Raw genomic sequence first — 18,439 nt, 5'->3', positions numbered from 1 at the left:
CTTTTGATCTTGATCTTCAAAATAACAAGATCAAAAGATCGCAGCCTTCGGCAGCTCCTACAGGGTCATGTGTTTGTCAGATTGCGTTGTGCGACTTCAGCCAGCCGAGGCCTGCTTCGGTGGTGGTCAGCGGCTTGTATTCGCAACCCACCCAACCCTGATAACCGATGCGGTCGAGGTGTTCGAACAGAAACCGGTAGTTGATTTCACCGGTGCCCGGCTCGTTGCGGCCCGGGTTGTCTGCGAGCTGCACATGGTTGATCTCGCCCAGGTGCGATTGCAGGGTGCGGGCCAGATCGCCTTCCATGATTTGCATGTGATAGATGTCGTATTGCAGATACAGATTGGCGCTGCCGACCTGTTCGCGAATCGACAGGGCTTGCGCCGTGTTGTTCAGGTAGAAACCCGGGATGTCGCGGGTGTTGATTGCTTCCATCACCAGTTTGATGCCCGCCGCTTGCAGCTTGTCAGCCGCGTATTTCAGGTTGGCAACGAAGGTTTTTTCCACGGTGACATCGTCAACGCCTTGCGGACGAATACCGGCCAGGCAGTTGATCTGGGTGTTGCCCAGCACTTGTGCGTAAGCGATCGCCAGATCGACACCGGCGCGGAACTCTTCAACCCGATCAGGCAGACACGCGATACCGCGCTCGCCCTTGGCCCAGTCACCGGCCGGCAGGTTGAACAGCACTTGGGTCAGACCGTTGGCGTCGAGCTTGGCCTTGATTTCGGCAGAGCTGAAATCGTACGGGAACAGGTACTCGACACCGCTGAAACCAGCCTTGGCGGCGGCGTCGAAACGGGCAAGGAAATCCTGTTCGGTGAACAGCATGGACAGGTTGGCTGCAAAACGCGGCATGGTGGTCTCCCGTTCTAGATTCTCGTTCCCACGCTCTGCGTGGGAACGCCTCAATGGACGCTCTGCGTCCGCTTTGGGACGCAGAGCGTCCCGGGCTGCGTTCCCACGCAGAGCGTGGGAACGATCAGCGGTCAGCAGTTAATCAAGCAGCGAAATCGCAGTTGGCGCATCGTTGCCGACCAGCGCCAGGTCTTCGAATTCGTTGACGGCGTTGATCTCGGTACCCATGGAGATGTTGGTCACACGCTCCAGAATGATTTCGACGATCACCGGCACTTTGAACTCTTCGATCATCTGTTCGGCCTTGCGCAGGGCAGGGGCGATTTCCGATGGTTCGAACACACGCAGCGCTTTACAGCCGAGGCCTTCAGCCACTGCGACGTGGTCAACACCGTAACCGTTGAGTTCCGGCGCGTTCAGGTTATCGAAGGACAGCTGCACGCAGTAGTCCATTTCGAACCCGCGCTGTGCCTGACGGATCAGACCCAGGTACGAGTTGTTCACCACGACGTGGATGTACGGCAGTTTGAACTGAGCGCCGACCGCCAGTTCTTCGATCATGAACTGGAAGTCATAGTCCCCCGACAGGGCCACGACTTTCCGGCTCGGATCGGCCTTCACCACGCCCAGCGCTGCCGGAATGGTCCAGCCCAACGGGCCGGCCTGGCCACAGTTGATCCAGTGACGCGGCTTGTAGACGTGCAGGAACTGCGCGCCGGCAATCTGCGACAGACCAATGGTGCTGACGTAGCAGGTGTCCTTGCCGAACACCTGGTTCATTTCTTCGTAAACGCGCTGTGGTTTTACCGGCACGTTGTCGAAGTGGGTCTTGCGATGCAGGCTGGCTTTGCGCTGCTGGCAGTCTTGCAGCCAGGCACTGCGGTTTTTCAGCTTGCCGGCGGCTTGCCATTCACGCGCCACTTCGATGAACACGGTCAGCGCTGCAGCAGCGTCGGACACGATGCCCAGATCCGGCGTGAACACACGACCGATCTGCGTGCCTTCGATGTCGACGTGAATGAACTTGCGGCCTTCGGTGTAAACGTCAACCGAACCGGTGTGGCGGTTAGCCCAACGGTTACCGATCCCCAACACCACGTCGGATTTCAGCATGGTCGCGTTGCCGTAACGGTGCGACGTCTGCAGACCGACCATGCCCACCATCAGCGGGTGATCGTCCGGGATGGTGCCCCAGCCCATCAGGGTCGGGATTACCGGGATGCCGGTCAGCTCAGCGAATTCAACCAGCAGATCGCTGGCGTCGGCGTTGATGATGCCGCCGCCTGCTACCAACAGTGGACGCTCAGCCTGATCGAGCAGCGCCAAAGCCTTCTCGACCTGAATGCGGGTAGCGGTCGGTTTGGCCAATGGCAGCGGCTGGTAAGCGTCGATGTCGAATTCGATTTCGGCCATCTGCACGTCGAACGGCAGGTCGATCAGCACTGGGCCTGGACGGCCGGAGCGCATTTCAAAGAAGGCTTTCTGGAACGCGTAAGGCACCTGGCCTGGTTCCAGAACAGTGGTCGCCCACTTGGTGACTGGCTTGACGATGCTGGTGATGTCGACAGCCTGGAAGTCTTCCTTGTGCATACGGGCGCGGGGTGCCTGGCCGGTAATGCAGAGGATTGGAATCGAGTCGGCCGAGGCGCTGTAGAGCCCGGTGACCATGTCGGTACCGGCAGGGCCGGAAGTGCCGATGCACACGCCGATGTTGCCGGCTTTAGTGCGGGTGTAGCCCTCGGCCATGTGCGAGGCGCCTTCGACGTGGCGAGCAAGGACGTGATCGATGCCACCGACTTTCTGCAAGGCGGAGTACAGCGGGTTGATGGCAGCGCCCGGGATGCCAAAAGCGGTATCAACCCCTTCACGGCGCATCACCAGAACGGCGGCTTCGATTGCTCTCATTTTGCTCATGGTTTTGTGCCTCTTTACGTTTTGTAATTGTATACAAGTGGCTTTGCGCAGAGTGTATTCACGGCGGACGGCGCAGGTCAATCCATTTTCTCAAGCGCCTGTTTCATTCGTCGGAAGCCTTTATGACTGTGGCTTTTCGTCGCATGTGGCGCTTTTCGAGAATTATTGTATACAAAAAAATAATTCATTGTGTTCTATTTGTTGCATCGGACTGCGGCACAAAACCGCAGGCCCACGACTTTCCCTATAACAAAATGAGGACGGCACCATGAGCGCTTTAACCTTGAAAGTCGCAGTCAAACTGGTCAACGAGGCCATCAACGCAGGGCGCGGCATCAACGCCGCACCCCTGACCATCGCAGTACTCGACACCGGCGGCCACCTGGTGACCCTGCAACGCGAAGACGGCGCCAGCCTGCTCCGCCCACAAATCGCCATCGGCAAAGCCTGGGGCGCCATCGCCCTCGGTAAAGGCTCGCGCCTGCTAGCCCTCGACGCCCAACAACGCCCGGCCTTTATTGCCGCGCTCAACAGCATGGGCCAGGGCAGCGTCGTGCCGGCACCGGGCGGTGTGTTGATTCGTGATCAGGCGGGGAATGTGCTGGGAGCGATCGGCATCAGCGGCGATCTGTCGGATATCGATGAGCAAGTGGCGATTAAAGCGGTGGAGGCGCTGGAGTTGCGGGCGGATGCGGGGGTGGCGGCCTGACCGGAAAATAAAATCAGCACGTCTGATGGCGTGTTGATGACGAAGCGGGGCGGGGTCTATAGACTGCCGCCCCTCTCGTTTATGTATCAAGGAAGATCTGCGTGAAGACGCTATTTGCCATGACGATGGCCGCCGCCATCACCCTCTGCACGCCCGTCCTGCATGCGACGGAAGCCCCCGACGCCGACGAAATAGCCTTTAACGCGCTGAGCCCGGTGGTTTCTGCACTGCTCAACGCCGACGATGTACCGGGGTTGATGGAGCGGGCCGAGAAGCTCGAAGAAACCGACACGTTGCAGGCAATTGCGGTTTACCTGGCAGCCTCCCGTGAAGATCCCAAGCAACTGCTGGCGCCTTATCAGGTGGCGGCGCTGTTTGCCCGCCGTGGCGATGATCGACTGGCGCTGCGCTATCTGCAGGAGGCCGATGACCGTGGCCTGTGGTTCGGCCCGCTGCTGGCAGGGGACGAAGACTTCTCCGAGCTCCGCGACACCGCCACCTACAAATCCGTACTGGCCAGCGCGCAGCAGCGTTACAAGAAAATCGCCGAGGGCAAGGTTGGCGCGATTTCCGTGCTCAATCCGTCGGCGAAGATCCCTGCGCCCAAAGCCTGCCGCCCGGTGGTGGTGTGGCTGCACGGTTACGGCGTCAATGGCGAGCTGGATGCAGACTACCAGCCGCTGGCCGACACCGGCGCAATCATTCTGGGGATCAACGGCACGCAAATGATCAACGCGGTCGACAGCTTTCGCTGGATCGGCCCCGGTTTCGAAGGCACCCATGAAACCGTGCAGAAAGGCCTCAACGCCCTCGAAGCCCAGCAATGCATCGACCGCAAACGCGTGTTTTTGATGGGCTTCTCGCAAGGTTCGCAACACGCCGGCGCGCTGTTGGCGCAACACCCGGACGATTACGCCGGCGCACTGCTGCTGTCACCCGGCGGCAATCAACCGACGCCCACCGAAAGCAAGGCGCGCGGCAAGCGTGTGTTTGTCATCAATGGCAAAAAAGAAGGGCCGGGCAATCTACAGATGAGCGCCGATTTCCGCCAATTGTTCAGCGACGGCAACGAGGTCAAATCTCGCACCCACGAGGCCGGGCACACCTTCCCGGACGACTGGAGCACCTCGCTGCCGCAGGCGTTGCGCTGGTTGATGGGGGAGGAGGTTTGAGATGCGGGTGTATCGGTTTGATCGCTAGCGTCTGATCGATTGTCATCGCTGGCAAGCCAGCTCCCACAAGGTTTTTTGTCTTGTTCAGATTTTGTAACCAATACAAAAACCTGTGGGAGCTGGCTTGCCAGCGATGGCGGCCTGACTGACACATCAAGAAAAAAGACCAGCCCGCCGTATAGACCACGGAGGTCTAGCCTTCTGATGAACCCATCATGAAGGGGCAATGGATTGCCTGATCTTCCTGCTTCACATCGTCTGCGAGCCGGTCGCTATGCCGAGCCCAACCGCATCTATCTACTGACCACGAACACACTTGATCGAAAACCCATCTTCGCCGATTTCTCTCTGGGCAGATTGGTCGTTCATCAATTTCGTCGCGCGCAAAATGTTGGACTGGCAAAGTCGTTGGCATGGGTAGTCATGCCGGATCATTTTCATTGGTTGATTGAGCTCGAAAACTGTTCGCTCAGAAGGCTGATGAGGGAAACCAAATCTTTGATTGCTCGGGACGTGAACGAGTGCAGCCGTCGAAGCGGGCCGCTTTGGCAGCAAGGCTTTCATGATCGTGCACTGCGGCGGGAGGAGGATTTGGTGAAGATGGCGCGTTATGTAGTGGCCAACCCATTGCGGGCAGGCTTGGTGGAAAAGCTGGGTGATTATCCGTTGTGGGATGCCATTTGGGTTTGAGTTGAAACCGAGTTGCCTTCATCGCTGGCAAGCCAGCTCCCACAGGTTTTTGTGCTGGACAAAGATTTTGCATTTCTGCATGAGTGATTGTGAGAGTTGGCAAGCCAGTCCTGTGTTGGATGCAAATTTTGCAAACAACACATATCCTGTGGGAGCTGGCTTGCCAGCGATAGCATCACCGCGGTCTTACTGATCCGGCTCACACCCCTTCAACACCAACCGGATAATCGTCTGCGCCGCCGCCTCGTAATCCGCCTCGTCCAACTTGTCCTTCCCAGTGACCGCAGAGATCTGCCAGTCAAAGTCGGCGTAGGTCTGGGTCGCCGCCCAGATGCTGAACATCAGGTGATTAGGGTCGATCGGGGCGATTTGCCCGCGGTCGATCCAGCTCTGGATGCAGTCGATGTTGTGCTTGGCCTGGCCGTTGAGCTGTTCGACCAGGTCGGCGCTCAGGTGTGGGGCGCCGTGCATGATTTCGCTGGCGAACACTTTCGAGGCGAAGGGCAGATCGCGGGAGATGCGGATCTTCGAGCGGATGTAGCCGCTCAGCACTTCGCTCGGTACGCCGTCCGGATTGAACGGGGTCGAGGCCTGCAAAATCGGCACGATGATGCTTTCCAATACCTCGCGGTAAAGGTTTTCCTTGGACTTGAAGTAGTAGTAGACGTTGGGTTTGGGCAATCCCGCCTTGGCGGCGATGTCGCTGGTTTTGGTCGCAGCGAAGCCCTTGTCGGCAAACTCCTCACTGGCGGCACGCAGGATCAGTTCTTTGTTGCGCTCGCGGATTGTGCTCATAAACCCGGTGGTTCCTTGCCTGTTCTGGCGGTTGCGCATGGTAGCACCGGCCTCGCGCAGCGCTCAAGAATGCACCGCGTGGTCTATGGTCGCGTTATGCTTCGCAACATTCATACATAAAAGGAAACAGGATTCATGGCAGGAAGCAGTTTGCTGGTGCTGATCGATGACATCGCCACCGTTCTGGACGACGTTGCCTTGATGACCAAAATGGCCGCCAAGAAGACCGCGGGCGTGCTCGGCGATGATCTGGCGCTGAATGCCCAGCAAGTCTCCGGTGTGCGTGCCGAGCGGGAAATTCCCGTGGTCTGGGCGGTGGCGAAGGGTTCGTTCGTCAACAAACTGATCCTGGTGCCGTCGGCGCTGGCGATCAGTGCGTTCGTGCCGTGGCTGGTGACGCCGCTGTTGATGGTCGGCGGCGCGTACCTGTGCTTCGAGGGTTTCGAGAAACTTGCGCACAAATTTCTGCACAGCAAGGCTGAAGACGACACCGAGCATGCGCAACTGAAGGAAGCAGTGGCTGATCCTGCGACCGATCTGGTTGCCTACGAGAAGGACAAGATCAAGGGTGCGATCCGCACGGATTTCATCCTCTCGGCAGAAATCATCGCGATCACCCTCGGCACCGTGGCGGATGCGTCGCTGACTCAGCAAGTGGTCGTGATGTCGGGCATCGCTATCGTCATGACTGTTGGCGTTTACGGGTTGGTGGCGGGTATCGTCAAACTCGACGACCTCGGTTTGTGGCTGACGCAGAAGCCTGGGCAGGCAGCCAAGAAGATCGGCAGCGGCATTCTGAGCGCGGCGCCGTACATGATGAAAACCTTGTCGGTGGTCGGTACGGCGGCGATGTTTTTGGTCGGCGGCGGCATCCTTACTCACGGCGTGCCGGTGGTGCACCACTGGATTGAAGGTGTGGGCGCGGCGGCCGGTGGGGCCGGGTTTGCGGTGCCGATGTTGCTGAATGGCGTGGCGGGGATTATTGCCGGGGCAGTGGTGCTGGCGGTGGTTTCCGTCGTCGGCAAAATCTGGAAATCTGTTAAAGGCTGAAAGATCGCAACCTTCGGCAGCTCCTACAGGGTGTACGCGATGCCCATGTAGGAGCTGCCGCAGGCTGCGATCCTTTGATCTAAAAAAAGGGCCATTCGACTCGCATCGAATAGCCCTTTTTTGTACCCGCCGAAAACTATTCGGCGATCTGCAGCTTGCGTGCTTCGGTGTACACGTAACGCACTTTCTCGTACTCGAACGGCGAGTTCATCTGGCCGTAACGGAAGCTGGTCTGGTAGCGCTTGTCGACCGCGCGCAGGGCCCAGACTTCCGGGTGGTCGGAGCTGACTTCCGAAACGTTGAGGAAGTTGATCGCCGATTCCGCGGTGTAGTCCACGGCGAGGCCGGCGGTGTCGCGGATGTTCGACGGGCCGAGGATTGGCAGCACGAAGTAGGCACCGCCCGGTACGCCGTAGAAACCGAGGGTCTGACCGAAGTCTTCGCTCTGGCGCGGCAGACCCATCGCGGTTGCCGGATCCCACAGGCCGCCGATGCCGATCGTGGTGTTGAACAGCAGGCGCGCGGTGGTTTCCATCGAACGCTGGCCCTTGAACTGCAGCAAGCTGTTGATCAGGTTCGGCACGTCACCGAGGTTGTTGAAGAAGTTGCTCACGCCGGTGCGCACGAAGCTCGGCGTCACGTAGCGATAACCGTCGACCACCGGCAGGAACACCCATTCGTCGAAGCGGTAGTTGAAGTGGTAAACGCGGCGGTTCCACGATTCCAGCGGGTCGTAGACGTTCAGCGCGTTAAGCGTCGAACGCTCGAATTCGCGCTGATCCAGGCCCGGGTTGAATTTCAGTTTCGACAGCGGCTCCTTGAAGCCGTCACTGTCGACCACCACCGGTGCATTGGCTTTGCTGTTGTCGGCCTGAGCCACGCCTGCACAGAGTAACGCTGTCGCCAGCAGGAGATATTTAGCCACGGAAGAACTCCAGCATGGCGTCGCTGTTGACGCGGTAGTTAATGTTGCCGCAATGGCCGCCCAATGGATAAACGGTCAGGCGGTCGCCAAAGGTCTTGCGCAGGAAACCGAGGTCGCCCGGGCCGAGGATCACGTCGTCGGCGTTGTGCATCACGGCGATTTTCGGGCTGTCATGCAGGTAATCCTTCAGCGCATACAGGCTGGCCTGATCGACCAGTTGCAGCAGGCTGCCGCCGTCAGTACGCGCGCGCCACATCGGAATCACTTGATCGGTCAGATAGCATTCGAAGTCGCACTGCAGCGCACGCTTGAGGTACGGCGTGAGGCTGGTACCTTCGGTGATCTCGGTTTTCGGCGGGGTGATCAGACCACGACGATTGATCAAGTCCGAGGTGAACGCGATGTCTGCTGCCGAGAAGCGGAACGAGGTGCCGATCAACATCGCCATCTGCTCGTTGGTCAGATGTTGCTTGGACTGCTGGAAGTCATAGAGCAGCGCATCGTTGAGGTCGATGTAACCTTTCTGCTGGAAGTAGCGGGTCAACTTGTTCAGCACCAGTTCATAGAACGTGGTGCTGTTGTTGATGCCTTTCACTTCGGTCTGTACCAGCTTGTCGAGGTTGCTGATCGAGGTGTAGAGGTTGACCGGCGGGTTGAGCAGCAGGACTTTCTTGAAGTTGAAGCTGCGGCGGGTTTCGTCCAGGTGCGCGACGAAGGCTGCGTCCAATGCGCCGAGGCTGTAACCGGTCAGGTAATACTCGGTCACCGGCAGTTTCGGGTTCTGCGCCCGCACGGCCTGCATGACCCGGTACATGTCTTCAGCATCGTCCTTGGTAATGCCGGGGGTGGCGAAACGCGAGGCGGCGCTGATGAAGTCGAAACTGGTCGGCGACGACAACTGCACGACGTGGTAGCCGGCCTTGTAGTAGAGCTTTTTCAGATATTCGTTGAGCGTGCTGTCATAGCGCGCGCCGGTGCCGGCGATCAGGAAGATCAGCGGGGCCGGTTTGTCCTGGGTGGCGATGCGGTAGGTGAGCTTTTTCACCGCCCAGAAGTTGTCCGGCAGAATGAATTCACGCTCCGGGCGCAATGTGAGGCTGCGATCGGACTGATCGATGTCGTCATCCAGCGGCAGCTCCGGACGCAAATCCGGCGGGGTGGTGGCGATAGTCGCCTCAAACGGGTTGGTGAGGGGGTAGCCATAGCTGGCGGGGTCGATATCCACCGCCAGCGCGGACGCACTCAAAATAAGGCCGCTGAACAGCGCGGCGAAGCGCAAGGAACGGAGCATGACTAGATCCCTTAGAGGAAGGTGCCGAATGAAGTTCGCAGGCTATGACCACCGGGTTTGCGCCAAAGTGCCATGCAGCGGCACCAAACAGGCAGAATTCGGAGTAATAGTAGCTGGACGATACACTTTGCACGCCCTTGATGAACAGTTAACAGTTGTTATCGCTTGCGAAGTATTGAAGGCAGATTAAGCTGGCCGCCGATTTCCGAAGATTGGAGTGCTTCATGTCCCGCCGCTTGCCCTGGATTTTGCTGCTTGTTTTGTTGCCGCTATGGCTGGCCGCCAGCTATGGCGCGCGTTATGGCTTTATGGAAGACGGCAAATGGGTGGGCATCTGTGTGGATGAGGCCAGCCGTTGGGAATGCCAGGTGCGCTCGAACCTTGGTTTGATGATTCATTTCAAGGTACTGGGCTGGACGGCACTGGGTGCGGCGTTGATCGGTTTTGTCGTGCCCGGGCGGGCAGGGTGGTGGCTGGCGGTGTTGGCGCTGGTGGCCGGATTGCCGGCGCTGGCGTTGTACAACACGACGTTGGCGGTGTTTGCGGCGGTGATTGCCGGGTTGCGCCTGGTCAGAGCGTAAAAAGATCGCAGCCTGCGGCAGCTCCTACATTGGGGTGACGTACACCCTGTAGAAGCTGCCGAAGGCTGCGATCTTTTGATCTTCAGCCCTTGCGAACCCGCAGGCAGCGCCAAAGAGCAGCCACCATCAAAGCGCTCACCAACGCCCACCCCCACGCCTGCTGATTCTGCAAACCTTCCACATACAACTGCGGCGCAATCCCCACGCCGACGATAAACGCCAGCAAGGCAATCTCCCGACGCGGCACGCTCACCGGGCGGCTCAGGTAAACCAGCGCCGGCAGCACAAACGCCATGCTCGCAAAGCTGCGATAACGCGCGTCGAAGACCATCTCCAGCATCATCACCGCTGCGGCAAACCCTGCCGCCGCGACCAGCCAGCCCGCGCGACGCTCCAGCAGGTTGAACGCCCGTTCACGCCATCCCGTCCGCGCACTCAGCGTCAGCGCCGCATGCGCCAGCACCAACAGATTCAGCGCCGTCAGCAAGCCGACCCACAGCCATTCACTGGTAAACCGCGTGGTCACGCGCGCCAGATCGCCCCATGCACCAATCGAACACGCGGCGAGGGCGCCCAGCAGTGGCAACACCAGTGCAGCGCGCGTACTGCGAACGCGTCCGCCCAGCAGCAAAGTGCCGAGGAAAATCAAACCACCGACCGCCAGCCATTCTTTCCAGTACGGCACATTGGTCACCGGCCCGGCGAGCACGCCTTTGTCCTGACGATCCGCATCAAACAGACCCCAATACCCGCCGACAGCGCCTTCACTGCCACGTTTCCACGGCTGGTCAAACGCTTCGATCAGGTTGTAATGCCAGCCTTCTTTTTCGGCCATCGCGACAAAACCACGAATGAATTTGGCCTCGTTGACCCGGCTCGGCAGGGCAGTCTCGCGCTGACGGCCTTCGCTCGGCCAACCGGTTTCGCCAATCATCACGTCCTTCGGCGCGAACTTGTTGCCGAACACGCGGCGCACATCCGCCACGTGTTGCAGGGCGGCATCAATGTTCGACGGATCATCTTCCCAGTACGGCAGCAAATGAATGGTCAGGAAATCCACCGCCGGCGCGACTTCCGGGTGCTTGAGCCAGAACTCCCAGACATCGGCGTACGTGACCGGTTGCTTGACCTGGCTTTTGACCTTGTTGATCAGTCGGGCCAGTTGCGCGCCGGTGACTTCTTTGCGCAGCAGCGCTTCGTTGCCGACGATCACCGCGCTGACCACGTCCGGGTTGGCGTTGGCCGATTTGATCAGCAGGTCGACTTCTTTTTCGGTGTCGACCGGGTTGCTGTTGACCCACGCGCCGATCATCAATTTCAGACCGTGTTCGCGCGCCAGATCCGGCAACGCTTCGAGGCCCGTCATCGAGTAAGTGCGAATGCATTCAAAACGTGTCGCCAGCAGCGCGAGGTCAGCGTCCATGCGCTCCGGGCGCAATTTGAACGGCACGTCGAACGGCGACTGATCCTTATCAAACGGCGTATAGGACGCGCATTGCAGCTTGTGCGTTGGCGTCGCGGCGTCCGGCAGAATCACCGGTTGGCCGAGGCCATACCAGAAGCCACCGAGCGCAAACAGCCCAAGCAGGCAGGCGAATAAATAAGCAGGGAAGGGGAAGCGGGACGTCGCGGACATGGTCGGGCCGAGTGGCTGCAAAGCGACGCATGTTACCTGCATTTATAGAGGGGTTGGTGGCCCGCACGATTTTGACATGCAAAGTTCGGGCGGATTGTCTGGCGCCAATTATTCGAAGGCAGTTAATGGCCTTCTGATGTCGTTTCTTATTGTCTTGAGGTCGCTGACAGAGCAGGTCGCGAGGGGCGTGAGGTTGATGATCAAAGCATCAGCACTCCACTGATGTTCCAGCGAGTTTGCGGTCGGGCGTGATGGGGGCGCTGTGCACCATAACAATACGTTGACGCCGCCCGTCATCCGTCGGGCGCAGCATTTCGGGGAAGTAACGATGAAGATGCGACGACTTTTAGGCGCAAGTGCTGCTCTGGTGCTTGCGATGAGCTCCACTTTCGCCAGTGCAGAAAAGCAGACCCTGAACATCGGTTACGTTGACGGCTGGTCCGACAGCGTGGCGACCACCCACGTAGCCGCCGAAGTGATCAAACAGAAACTCGGCTACGACGTGAAACTGCAAGCCGTCGCCACCGGGATCATGTGGCAGGGCGTTGCCACCGGCAAACTCGACGCCATGCTCTCGGCCTGGCTGCCAGTAACGCACGGCGAATACTGGACGAAAAACAAGGATCTGGTCGTCGATTACGGCCCGAACTTCAAGGATGCAAAAATCGGCCTGATCGTGCCGGAGTACGTCAAAGCCAAATCGATCGAAGATCTGAAAACCGACGACACCTTCAAAAACCGCATCGTCGGCATCGACGCCGGTTCAGGCGTGATGCTCAAGACCGATCAAGCGATCAAGGATTACGGCCTCGACAAATACAGCCTTAAAGCCAGTTCCGGCGCCGGCATGATTGCCGAGCTGACCCGTGCCGAGAAGAAAAACGAATCCATCGCCGTCACCGGTTGGGTGCCGCACTGGATGTTCGCCAAGTGGAAACTGCGCTTCCTCGACGACCCGAAAGGTGTGTACGGCGCGGCTGAAACCGTGAACAGCATCGGCAGCAAAGGGCTGGAAGCCAAGGCACCGGAAGTGGCCAAGTTCCTGAAGAACTTCCAGTGGGCTTCGAAAGACGAAATCGGCGAAGTGATGCTGGCGATTCAAGACGGCGCCAAGCCTGAAGCCGCAGCGAAAGATTGGGTGGCCAAACACCCGGAGCGCGTGGCTGACTGGACCAAATAACCGCAACACCCCTGTACCCCTGTAGGAGTGAGCCTGCTCGCGATAGCGTCCTGTCAGTTGATGAAAATATCGACTGATATAACGCCATCGCGAGCAGGCTCACTCCTACAGTTGTTTTGTGCTGTACCGGAAATTGGCAAAAGTGTCATGGCGTTCTACTACTAAGGTCGTCTGTTCCCGCTCCCGCAGCCGCATACATTAGCTATGTTCCAACAATAATTTGTGCTGCGAGGATAAAAACAATGAACGACAGCATTTACCTCTCGATTCAAAACAGTCCCCGATTCAAGGAGCTGGTACAGAAAAGGGAACGATTCGCCTGGATTCTCTCGGCAATCATGCTAGGGCTTTACTCCGCATTCATCCTTCTGATTGCTTACGGGCCGCATATTCTGGGCGCGAAGATCAGTCCTGAATCATCCATTACCTGGGGTATCCCGATCGGTGTCGGCCTGATTCTGTCTGCCTTCATCCTGACCGGTATCTACGTGCGCCGCGCCAATGGCGAGTTTGACGACCTGAACAATGCGATTCTCAAGGAGGCTCAGCAATGATCCGGCGTCTACTGGCTTTATTAAGTGTTGCAGCATTTGCACCGGGTGCCTGGGCGGCGGATGCGCTGACGGGTGAAGTGGCCAAACAGCCGCTGAATATTCCTGCGATCCTGATGTTCGTGGCGTTCGTCGGTGCCACGCTGTACATCACCTACTGGGCCTCGAAGAAAAACAACTCGGCCGCCGACTACTATGCGGCGGGTGGCAAGATCACCGGTTTCCAGAACGGTCTGGCGATTGCCGGTGACTACATGTCGGCGGCGTCCTTCCTGGGAATTTCCGCGCTGGTGTTCACCTCCGGCTACGACGGCCTGATCTACTCGATCGGCTTCCTGGTGGGCTGGCCGATCATTCTGTTCCTGATCGCCGAGCGTCTGCGTAACCTGGGTAAATACACCTTTGCCGACGTGGCGTCCTACCGCCTCGGGCAAACCCAGATTCGCACCCTGTCTGCCTGCGGTTCGCTGGTGGTGGTGGCGTTCTACCTGATCGCGCAAATGGTCGGTGCGGGCAAACTGATCCAGCTGTTGTTCGGCCTCGATTACCACGTTGCGGTGATTCTGGTCGGCGTGCTGATGTGCATGTACGTGCTGTTTGGCGGCATGCTGGCGACCACTTGGGTGCAGATCATCAAGGCTGTGCTGCTGCTGTCCGGTGCCTCGTTCATGGCGCTGATGGTCATGAAGCATGTCGGCTTCGACTTCAACACGCTGTTCTCCGAGGCGATCAAGGTTCACGCCAAAGGCGAAGCGATCATGAGCCCGGGCGGTCTGGTCAAGGATCCGATTTCGGCCTTCTCGCTGGGTCTGGCGCTGATGTTCGGTACCGCTGGCCTGCCACACATTCTGATGCGCTTCTTCACCGTGAGTGACGCAAAAGAAGCACGTAAGAGCGTGTTGTATGCGACTGGCTTCATCGGCTACTTCTACATCCTGACCTTCATCATCGGCTTCGGCGCGATCCTGCTGGTCAGCACCAACCCGGCCTTCAAAGATGCTGCTGGCGCGCTGTTGGGCGGCAACAACATGGCGGCGGTGCACTTGGCCAACGCGGTCGGCGGCAGCATCTTCCTCGGCTTTATCTCGGCGGTAGCGTTTGCGACCATTCTGGCGGTTGTGGCGGGTCTGACTCTGGCCGGTGCTTCGGCGGTGTCTCACGACCTGTACGCCAGTGTGATCAAGAAGGGCAAGGCGAACGAGAAGGACGAGATTCGTGTGTCGAAGATCACCACCATTGCTTTGGCGGTGTTGGCGATTGGCCTGGGTATTTTGTTCGAAAGCCAGAACATTGCGTTCATGGTGGGCCTGGCGTTCTCGATCGCGGCGAGCTGTAACTTCCCGGTGCTGTTGCTTTCGATGTACTGGAAGAAGCTGACCACTCGTGGGGCGATGATTGGCGGCTGGTTGGGGTTGATCAGTGCTGTTGGCCTGATGATCCTTGGCCCAACCATCTGGGTGCAGATTCTGCATCATGAGAAGGCGATCTTCCCTTACGAGTATCCGGCGCTGTTCTCGATGATCATTGCCTTTGTGGGTATTTGGTTCTTCTCGATTACTGATAAGTCGGCGGCGGCGGACAAAGAACGTGCGCTGTTCTTCCCGCAGTTTGTGCGTTCGCAGACTGGGTTGGGGGCGAGCGGGGCGGTTTCTCACTGATGGTTTGATGGTTTTGTAATGTTGTGCTGAATGCCCCGGTTGAGAGATCGGGGCATTTTTTGTGGGCGGTTATCGGACTTTGGTGTTTTTTTTTTGATTGGGTGAATATCCGTTGCTGCGGTAACGGCGGCTTAGGGTTTCGCCCTTACGGCGACTCACTTTTTTACAAGCGCCTAAAAAAGTAAGCAAAAAACGCTTGCTCCTACGTGCGGCCCGCTCGCTGGGGCTCGGGGTTCCTTCGCTGCGGGATCGATCCGGGCGCAGCGCCTACGGTTTGCTTCGCTGCACCTCCTCTCGCTGTGTTTGGCTGCGCCAAACGGTCGCTGCGCTCCCACCCCCGGATCAATCCCTCCACTCAGCCTTCCGACGTCGCTCGTGGGTCAAGATCAAGAGCAGGCGAGCTGACACTCGGCCTATTGAGTGGTGAAGAGCACAGCGCGCACGGTTTTAGTTTTTGTGGTGCTCTTGCCCCTCACCCCAGCCCTCTCCCGAGGGAGAGGGAGCCGATTTGTGAGCCTTTCAAAGTCTGAGTTCGACGCGGTATTTCAAGTCGGCGTCTTTCTCCCAAACACCTCGGTCAGTCCCCTCTCCCTCTGGGAGAGGGTTAGGGTGAGGGGCAGTTGATTTTGATCTGGCTCTGGTTTTTGATCTTTTGCCCCATCGGCAGGCCGAGCGGAGGTGTTCATCAGGGGGTAGGCGCGCAGCGCCGTTCGACGAAGTCGAACACATCGAGAGGAGGTGCAGCGAAGCAAACCGTAGGCGATGCCCCCGGATGGACACCGTAGCGAGGGAACACTGAGCCTCAGCGAAGTGCCGTACGCCAGGGGCAAAGCCTTTTGCTTACTTTTCGGCGTCTGGAAAAGTGAGTCGCTGTAAGAGCGAAACCGCCAGCGGCAGCACCCGCAAAAACGGATATACACCCAACCCTCAAATCCAGTCGGCCCACAGGCCGCTGAGACCAAACAAACAAAAACGGCCCCTATATAAATAGAGGCCGTTCCCGGTACAACTTAAGACGTTATCGCAAGACAGGTCTTATTTACGATCTTCCAGCTTGGAAATATCACGCGACTCGTAGCCAGTGTACAACTGGCGCGGACGGCCAATCTTGTACGGGCTCGAAAGCATCTCTTTCCAGTGCGAAATCCAGCCAACAGTACGTGCCAGCGCGAAAATCACAGTAAACATGCTGGTCGGAATGCCGATCGCCTTGAGGATAATCCCCGAGTAGAAGTCGACGTTCGGGTACAGCGAGCGCTCGATGAAGTACGGGTCAGTCAACGCAATCTCTTCCAGGCGCATCGCCAATTCGAGTTGCGGATCGTTATTAATGCCCAGTTCTTTCAACACTTCGTCACAGGTCTGCTTCATTACAGTCGCGCGAGGGTCGCGGTTCTTGTAAACGCGGTGACCGAAGCCCATCAGCTTGAATGGATCGTTCTTGTCCTTGGCCTTGGCGATGAACTTGTCGATGTTCGACACATCGCCAATCTCATCCAGCATGGTCAGAACGGCTTCGTTCGCACCGCCGTGAGCAGGGCCCCACAGTGCGGCGATACCGGCGGCGATACAGGCGAACGGGTTGGCGCCCGAAGAACCTGCCAGACGTACGGTGGAAGTCGATGCGTTCTGCTCGTGGTCGGCATGGAGGATGAAGATCCGGTCCATGGCCTTGGCGAGCACCGGGCTGATCGGTTTGATCTCGCACGGGGTGTTGAACATCATGTGCAGGAAGTTTTCCGCGTACGTCAGATCGTTGCGCGGGTACATCATGGGTTGACCCATGGAGTACTTGTAAACCATCGCTGCCAGGGTCGGCATCTTGGCAACCAGGCGGATCGCGGAGATTTCGCGATGCTGCGGGTTATTGATGTCGAGGGAGTCGTGGTAGAAGGCCGAGAGGGCGCCGACTACACCGCACATGACGGCCATTGGGTGGGCGTCGCGACGGAAGCCGTTGAAGAAGGTTTTCAGCTGCTCGTGAACCATGGTGTGGTTTTTCACGGTGCTGACGAACTGGGCCTTCTGTTCTGCGGTCGGCAATTCGCCGTTGAGCAGCAGGTAGCAGGTTTCCAGGTAGTCCGACTTTTCAGCCAGCTGTTCGATCGGGTAGCCGCGGTGCAACAGAATGCCGTTGTCGCCGTCGATATAGGTGATCTTCGATTCGCACGAAGCGGTCGACATGAAACCCGGGTCGAAAGTGAAGCGGCCCGTGGCCGTCAGGCCCCGAACATCGATTACATCGGGACCAACGGTGCCGGTTAAAATGGGCAGCTCGACGGGGGCTGCGCCCTCGATGATCAACTGCGCTTTTTTGTCAGCCATGTGGCCTCCTATTTATGCTTGAACCATCAGACAGACCCCCCACGCAGGGCCCGCACCACTATAGTGAGATAAATTCGAATGTCAATTTGCCTAAAGTCTTGCTCCAGAAGGCTTTAAGCGCACTTTTTCCTCGAAATTGCCTGCCATTTACGCCTTTTATGCAACTTGTGCAATCAGCTATTGGGGGTAGGTGATTGCGTTGTCATTAGTAGCCTAACTGTCTATACTCGGCCACCGACCGCCAAGGGCTTTTGGGCTTGCTTTCATTGGGGGTCGCATCCCTGGGTGGTGGTTACCTGACCAGTGCACTCCCCAACAACTTTGCCCTGATTGTTAGGGGCTCTTCAGTGTGAAAAAAAAGCCGTGAAAAGCCAACGACCTGTAAACCTAGACCTAAGGACCATCAAACTCCCAGTCACTGCTTACACGTCCATTCTTCACCGAATCTCCGGTGTCATCCTCTTCGTGTGCCTTGCCATCATGCTATACGCATTGGACAAGTCGCTGAGCTCCGAGGAAGGCTTCGGTCAGGTGAAAGCGTGTCTGACCAGTCCGCTAGCCAAGCTAGTGATTTGGGGCATCCTGTCCGCTCTGCTGTATCACTTGGTAGCCGGTGTGCGCCACTTGATCATGGACATGGGCATCGGTGAGACGCTGGAAGGCGGCAAGCTGGGCTCGAAAATCGTTATCGCCGTTTCCGTGGTGGTAATCGTTCTGGCAGGAGTTTGGATATGGTAACTAACGTCACGAACCTCTCGCGTTCGGGCCTCTATGACTGGATGGCGCAACGTGTGTCTGCGGTCGTTCTCGCGGCTTACTTCATCTTCCTGATCGGATACGTCGTGGCCCACCCTGGCCTCGAGTATGCCCAGTGGCATGAACTGTTCGCCCACAACGGGATGCGTATTTTCAGCCTCCTGGCCCTTGTTGCCCTTGGCGCTCACGCCTGGGTCGGCATGTGGACCATCGCGACTGACTACCTGACGCCAATGGCGTTCGGCAAGTCCGCGACGGCTATACGTTTCCTTTTCCAGGCAGTATGCGGCGTTGCAATGTTCGCTTACTTCGTCTGGGGTGTGCAGATTCTCTGGGGTATCTGAGTC

General features: G+C 58.1%; 17 protein-coding genes. 10 read left to right on the top strand and 7 right to left on the bottom strand.

The features are described 5' to 3' along the window. Positions 1 to 76: 76 nt before the first annotated feature. Together hyi and gcl are read right to left on the bottom strand one after the other, a co-directional pair. Positions 77 to 859, bottom strand: coding sequence for a hydroxypyruvate isomerase (gene hyi, locus QMX93_RS12895; protein WP_008083506.1), 783 nt, complete (start codon positions 857 to 859; stop codon positions 77 to 79). A gap of 138 nt (positions 860 to 997) precedes the next feature. After that, positions 998 to 2,773, bottom strand: coding sequence for a glyoxylate carboligase (gcl, locus tag QMX93_RS12890; protein WP_105709417.1), 1,776 nt, complete (start codon positions 2,771 to 2,773; stop codon positions 998 to 1,000). A gap of 268 nt (positions 2,774 to 3,041) precedes the next feature. On the opposite strand from gcl, the gene QMX93_RS12885 reads away from it, so the two are divergent. The 3 genes from QMX93_RS12885 to QMX93_RS12875 all read left to right on the top strand — a co-directional run bounded on the left by QMX93_RS12885 (position 3,042) and on the right by QMX93_RS12875 (position 5,344). Then, a complete protein-coding gene (locus tag QMX93_RS12885) occupies positions 3,042 to 3,482 on the top strand; it encodes a heme-binding protein (protein WP_053118462.1) in 441 nt (146 codons plus the stop codon). 101 nt (positions 3,483 to 3,583) lie between these two features. Next, positions 3,584 to 4,654 (top strand): hypothetical protein, encoded by a 1,071-nt coding sequence (locus QMX93_RS12880; RefSeq protein WP_159812683.1) that lies wholly within the window; start codon positions 3,584 to 3,586, stop codon positions 4,652 to 4,654. 231 nt (positions 4,655 to 4,885) lie between these two features. After that, positions 4,886 to 5,344, top strand: a complete 459-nt coding sequence (locus tag QMX93_RS12875) for a transposase (protein ID WP_282356405.1) — start codon at positions 4,886 to 4,888, stop codon at positions 5,342 to 5,344. Between the two features lie 186 nt (positions 5,345 to 5,530). Here the strand turns inward: QMX93_RS12875 and QMX93_RS12870 are convergent, their stop codons facing one another. After that, positions 5,531 to 6,139, bottom strand: coding sequence for a TetR/AcrR family transcriptional regulator (locus QMX93_RS12870; RefSeq protein WP_008083515.1), 609 nt, complete (start codon positions 6,137 to 6,139; stop codon positions 5,531 to 5,533). Positions 6,140 to 6,274: 135 nt separating this feature from the next. Between QMX93_RS12870 and QMX93_RS12865 the strand changes: the two genes are divergently transcribed. Then, entirely contained in the window at positions 6,275 to 7,189 is a 915-nt protein-coding gene (locus QMX93_RS12865) for a DUF808 domain-containing protein (RefSeq protein ID WP_053118471.1), read from the top strand. 136 nt (positions 7,190 to 7,325) lie between these two features. Here QMX93_RS12865 and QMX93_RS12860 read toward each other — a convergent pair whose 3' ends face one another. After that, entirely contained in the window at positions 7,326 to 8,114 is a 789-nt protein-coding gene (locus QMX93_RS12860; protein WP_053118473.1) for a VacJ family lipoprotein, read from the bottom strand. After that, on the bottom strand, positions 8,107 to 9,405 hold the full coding sequence (locus QMX93_RS12855) for a serine/threonine protein kinase (protein ID WP_053118475.1): 1,299 nt from the start codon (positions 9,403 to 9,405) through the stop codon (positions 8,107 to 8,109). The genes QMX93_RS12860 and QMX93_RS12855 overlap by 8 nt, the downstream gene beginning before the upstream one ends. 224 nt (positions 9,406 to 9,629) lie before the next feature. Here QMX93_RS12855 and QMX93_RS12850 point away from each other — a divergent pair, with 224 nt between their 5' ends. Further along, on the top strand, positions 9,630 to 9,986 hold the full coding sequence (locus QMX93_RS12850; protein ID WP_159815065.1) for a hypothetical protein: 357 nt from the start codon (positions 9,630 to 9,632) through the stop codon (positions 9,984 to 9,986). An 82-nt stretch (positions 9,987 to 10,068) separates the two neighbouring features. On the opposite strand, the gene QMX93_RS12845 is transcribed toward QMX93_RS12850, so the two are convergent. Next, on the bottom strand, positions 10,069 to 11,664 hold the full coding sequence (locus QMX93_RS12845; RefSeq protein ID WP_282356401.1) for a glycosyl hydrolase family 17 protein: 1,596 nt from the start codon (positions 11,662 to 11,664) through the stop codon (positions 10,069 to 10,071). A gap of 286 nt (positions 11,665 to 11,950) precedes the next feature. Between QMX93_RS12845 and QMX93_RS12840 the strand changes: the two genes are divergently transcribed. The 3 genes from QMX93_RS12840 (at position 11,951) to QMX93_RS12830 (ending at position 15,011) form a co-directional block, all read left to right on the top strand. Beyond that, positions 11,951 to 12,802 carry a glycine betaine ABC transporter substrate-binding protein gene (locus tag QMX93_RS12840; protein ID WP_212544251.1) on the top strand — a complete coding sequence of 284 codons (852 nt, stop codon included), beginning with the start codon at positions 11,951 to 11,953 and terminating at the stop codon, positions 12,800 to 12,802. Positions 12,803 to 13,044: 242 nt separating this feature from the next. After that, a complete protein-coding gene (locus tag QMX93_RS12835) occupies positions 13,045 to 13,356 on the top strand; it encodes a DUF485 domain-containing protein (RefSeq protein ID WP_016987516.1) in 312 nt (103 codons plus the stop codon). Continuing rightward, positions 13,353 to 15,011: a cation acetate symporter gene (locus QMX93_RS12830; protein WP_053118483.1), complete on the top strand. Its 1,659-nt coding sequence runs from the start codon at positions 13,353 to 13,355 to the stop codon at positions 15,009 to 15,011. The genes QMX93_RS12835 and QMX93_RS12830 overlap by 4 nt, the downstream gene beginning before the upstream one ends. Before the next feature lie 1,035 nt (positions 15,012 to 16,046). Here the strand turns inward: QMX93_RS12830 and gltA are convergent. Continuing rightward, positions 16,047 to 17,336, bottom strand: a complete 1,290-nt coding sequence (gene gltA / locus QMX93_RS12825) for a citrate synthase (RefSeq protein ID WP_007919904.1) — start codon at positions 17,334 to 17,336, stop codon at positions 16,047 to 16,049. Positions 17,337 to 17,699: 363 nt separating this feature from the next. Between gltA and sdhC the strand changes: the two genes are divergently transcribed. Both sdhC and sdhD read left to right on the top strand, forming a co-directional pair. Next, positions 17,700 to 18,074 (top strand): succinate dehydrogenase, cytochrome b556 subunit, encoded by a 375-nt coding sequence (gene sdhC / locus QMX93_RS12820; protein ID WP_016773673.1) that lies wholly within the window; start codon positions 17,700 to 17,702, stop codon positions 18,072 to 18,074. Beyond that, positions 18,068 to 18,436: a succinate dehydrogenase, hydrophobic membrane anchor protein gene (sdhD, locus tag QMX93_RS12815; RefSeq protein ID WP_003222999.1), complete on the top strand. Its 369-nt coding sequence runs from the start codon at positions 18,068 to 18,070 to the stop codon at positions 18,434 to 18,436. Before sdhC ends, sdhD begins: the two co-directional genes overlap by 7 nt. Positions 18,437 to 18,439 lie beyond the last annotated feature (3 nt).

The sequence above is a fragment of the Pseudomonas sp. PS01303 genome (genome assembly GCF_029959385.1).
Lineage (GTDB): Bacteria > Pseudomonadota > Gammaproteobacteria > Pseudomonadales > Pseudomonadaceae > Aquipseudomonas > Aquipseudomonas rustica.
Note: the sequence above shows the minus strand (reverse complement) of the source record. Positions and strands in the feature narration are given on the sequence as shown.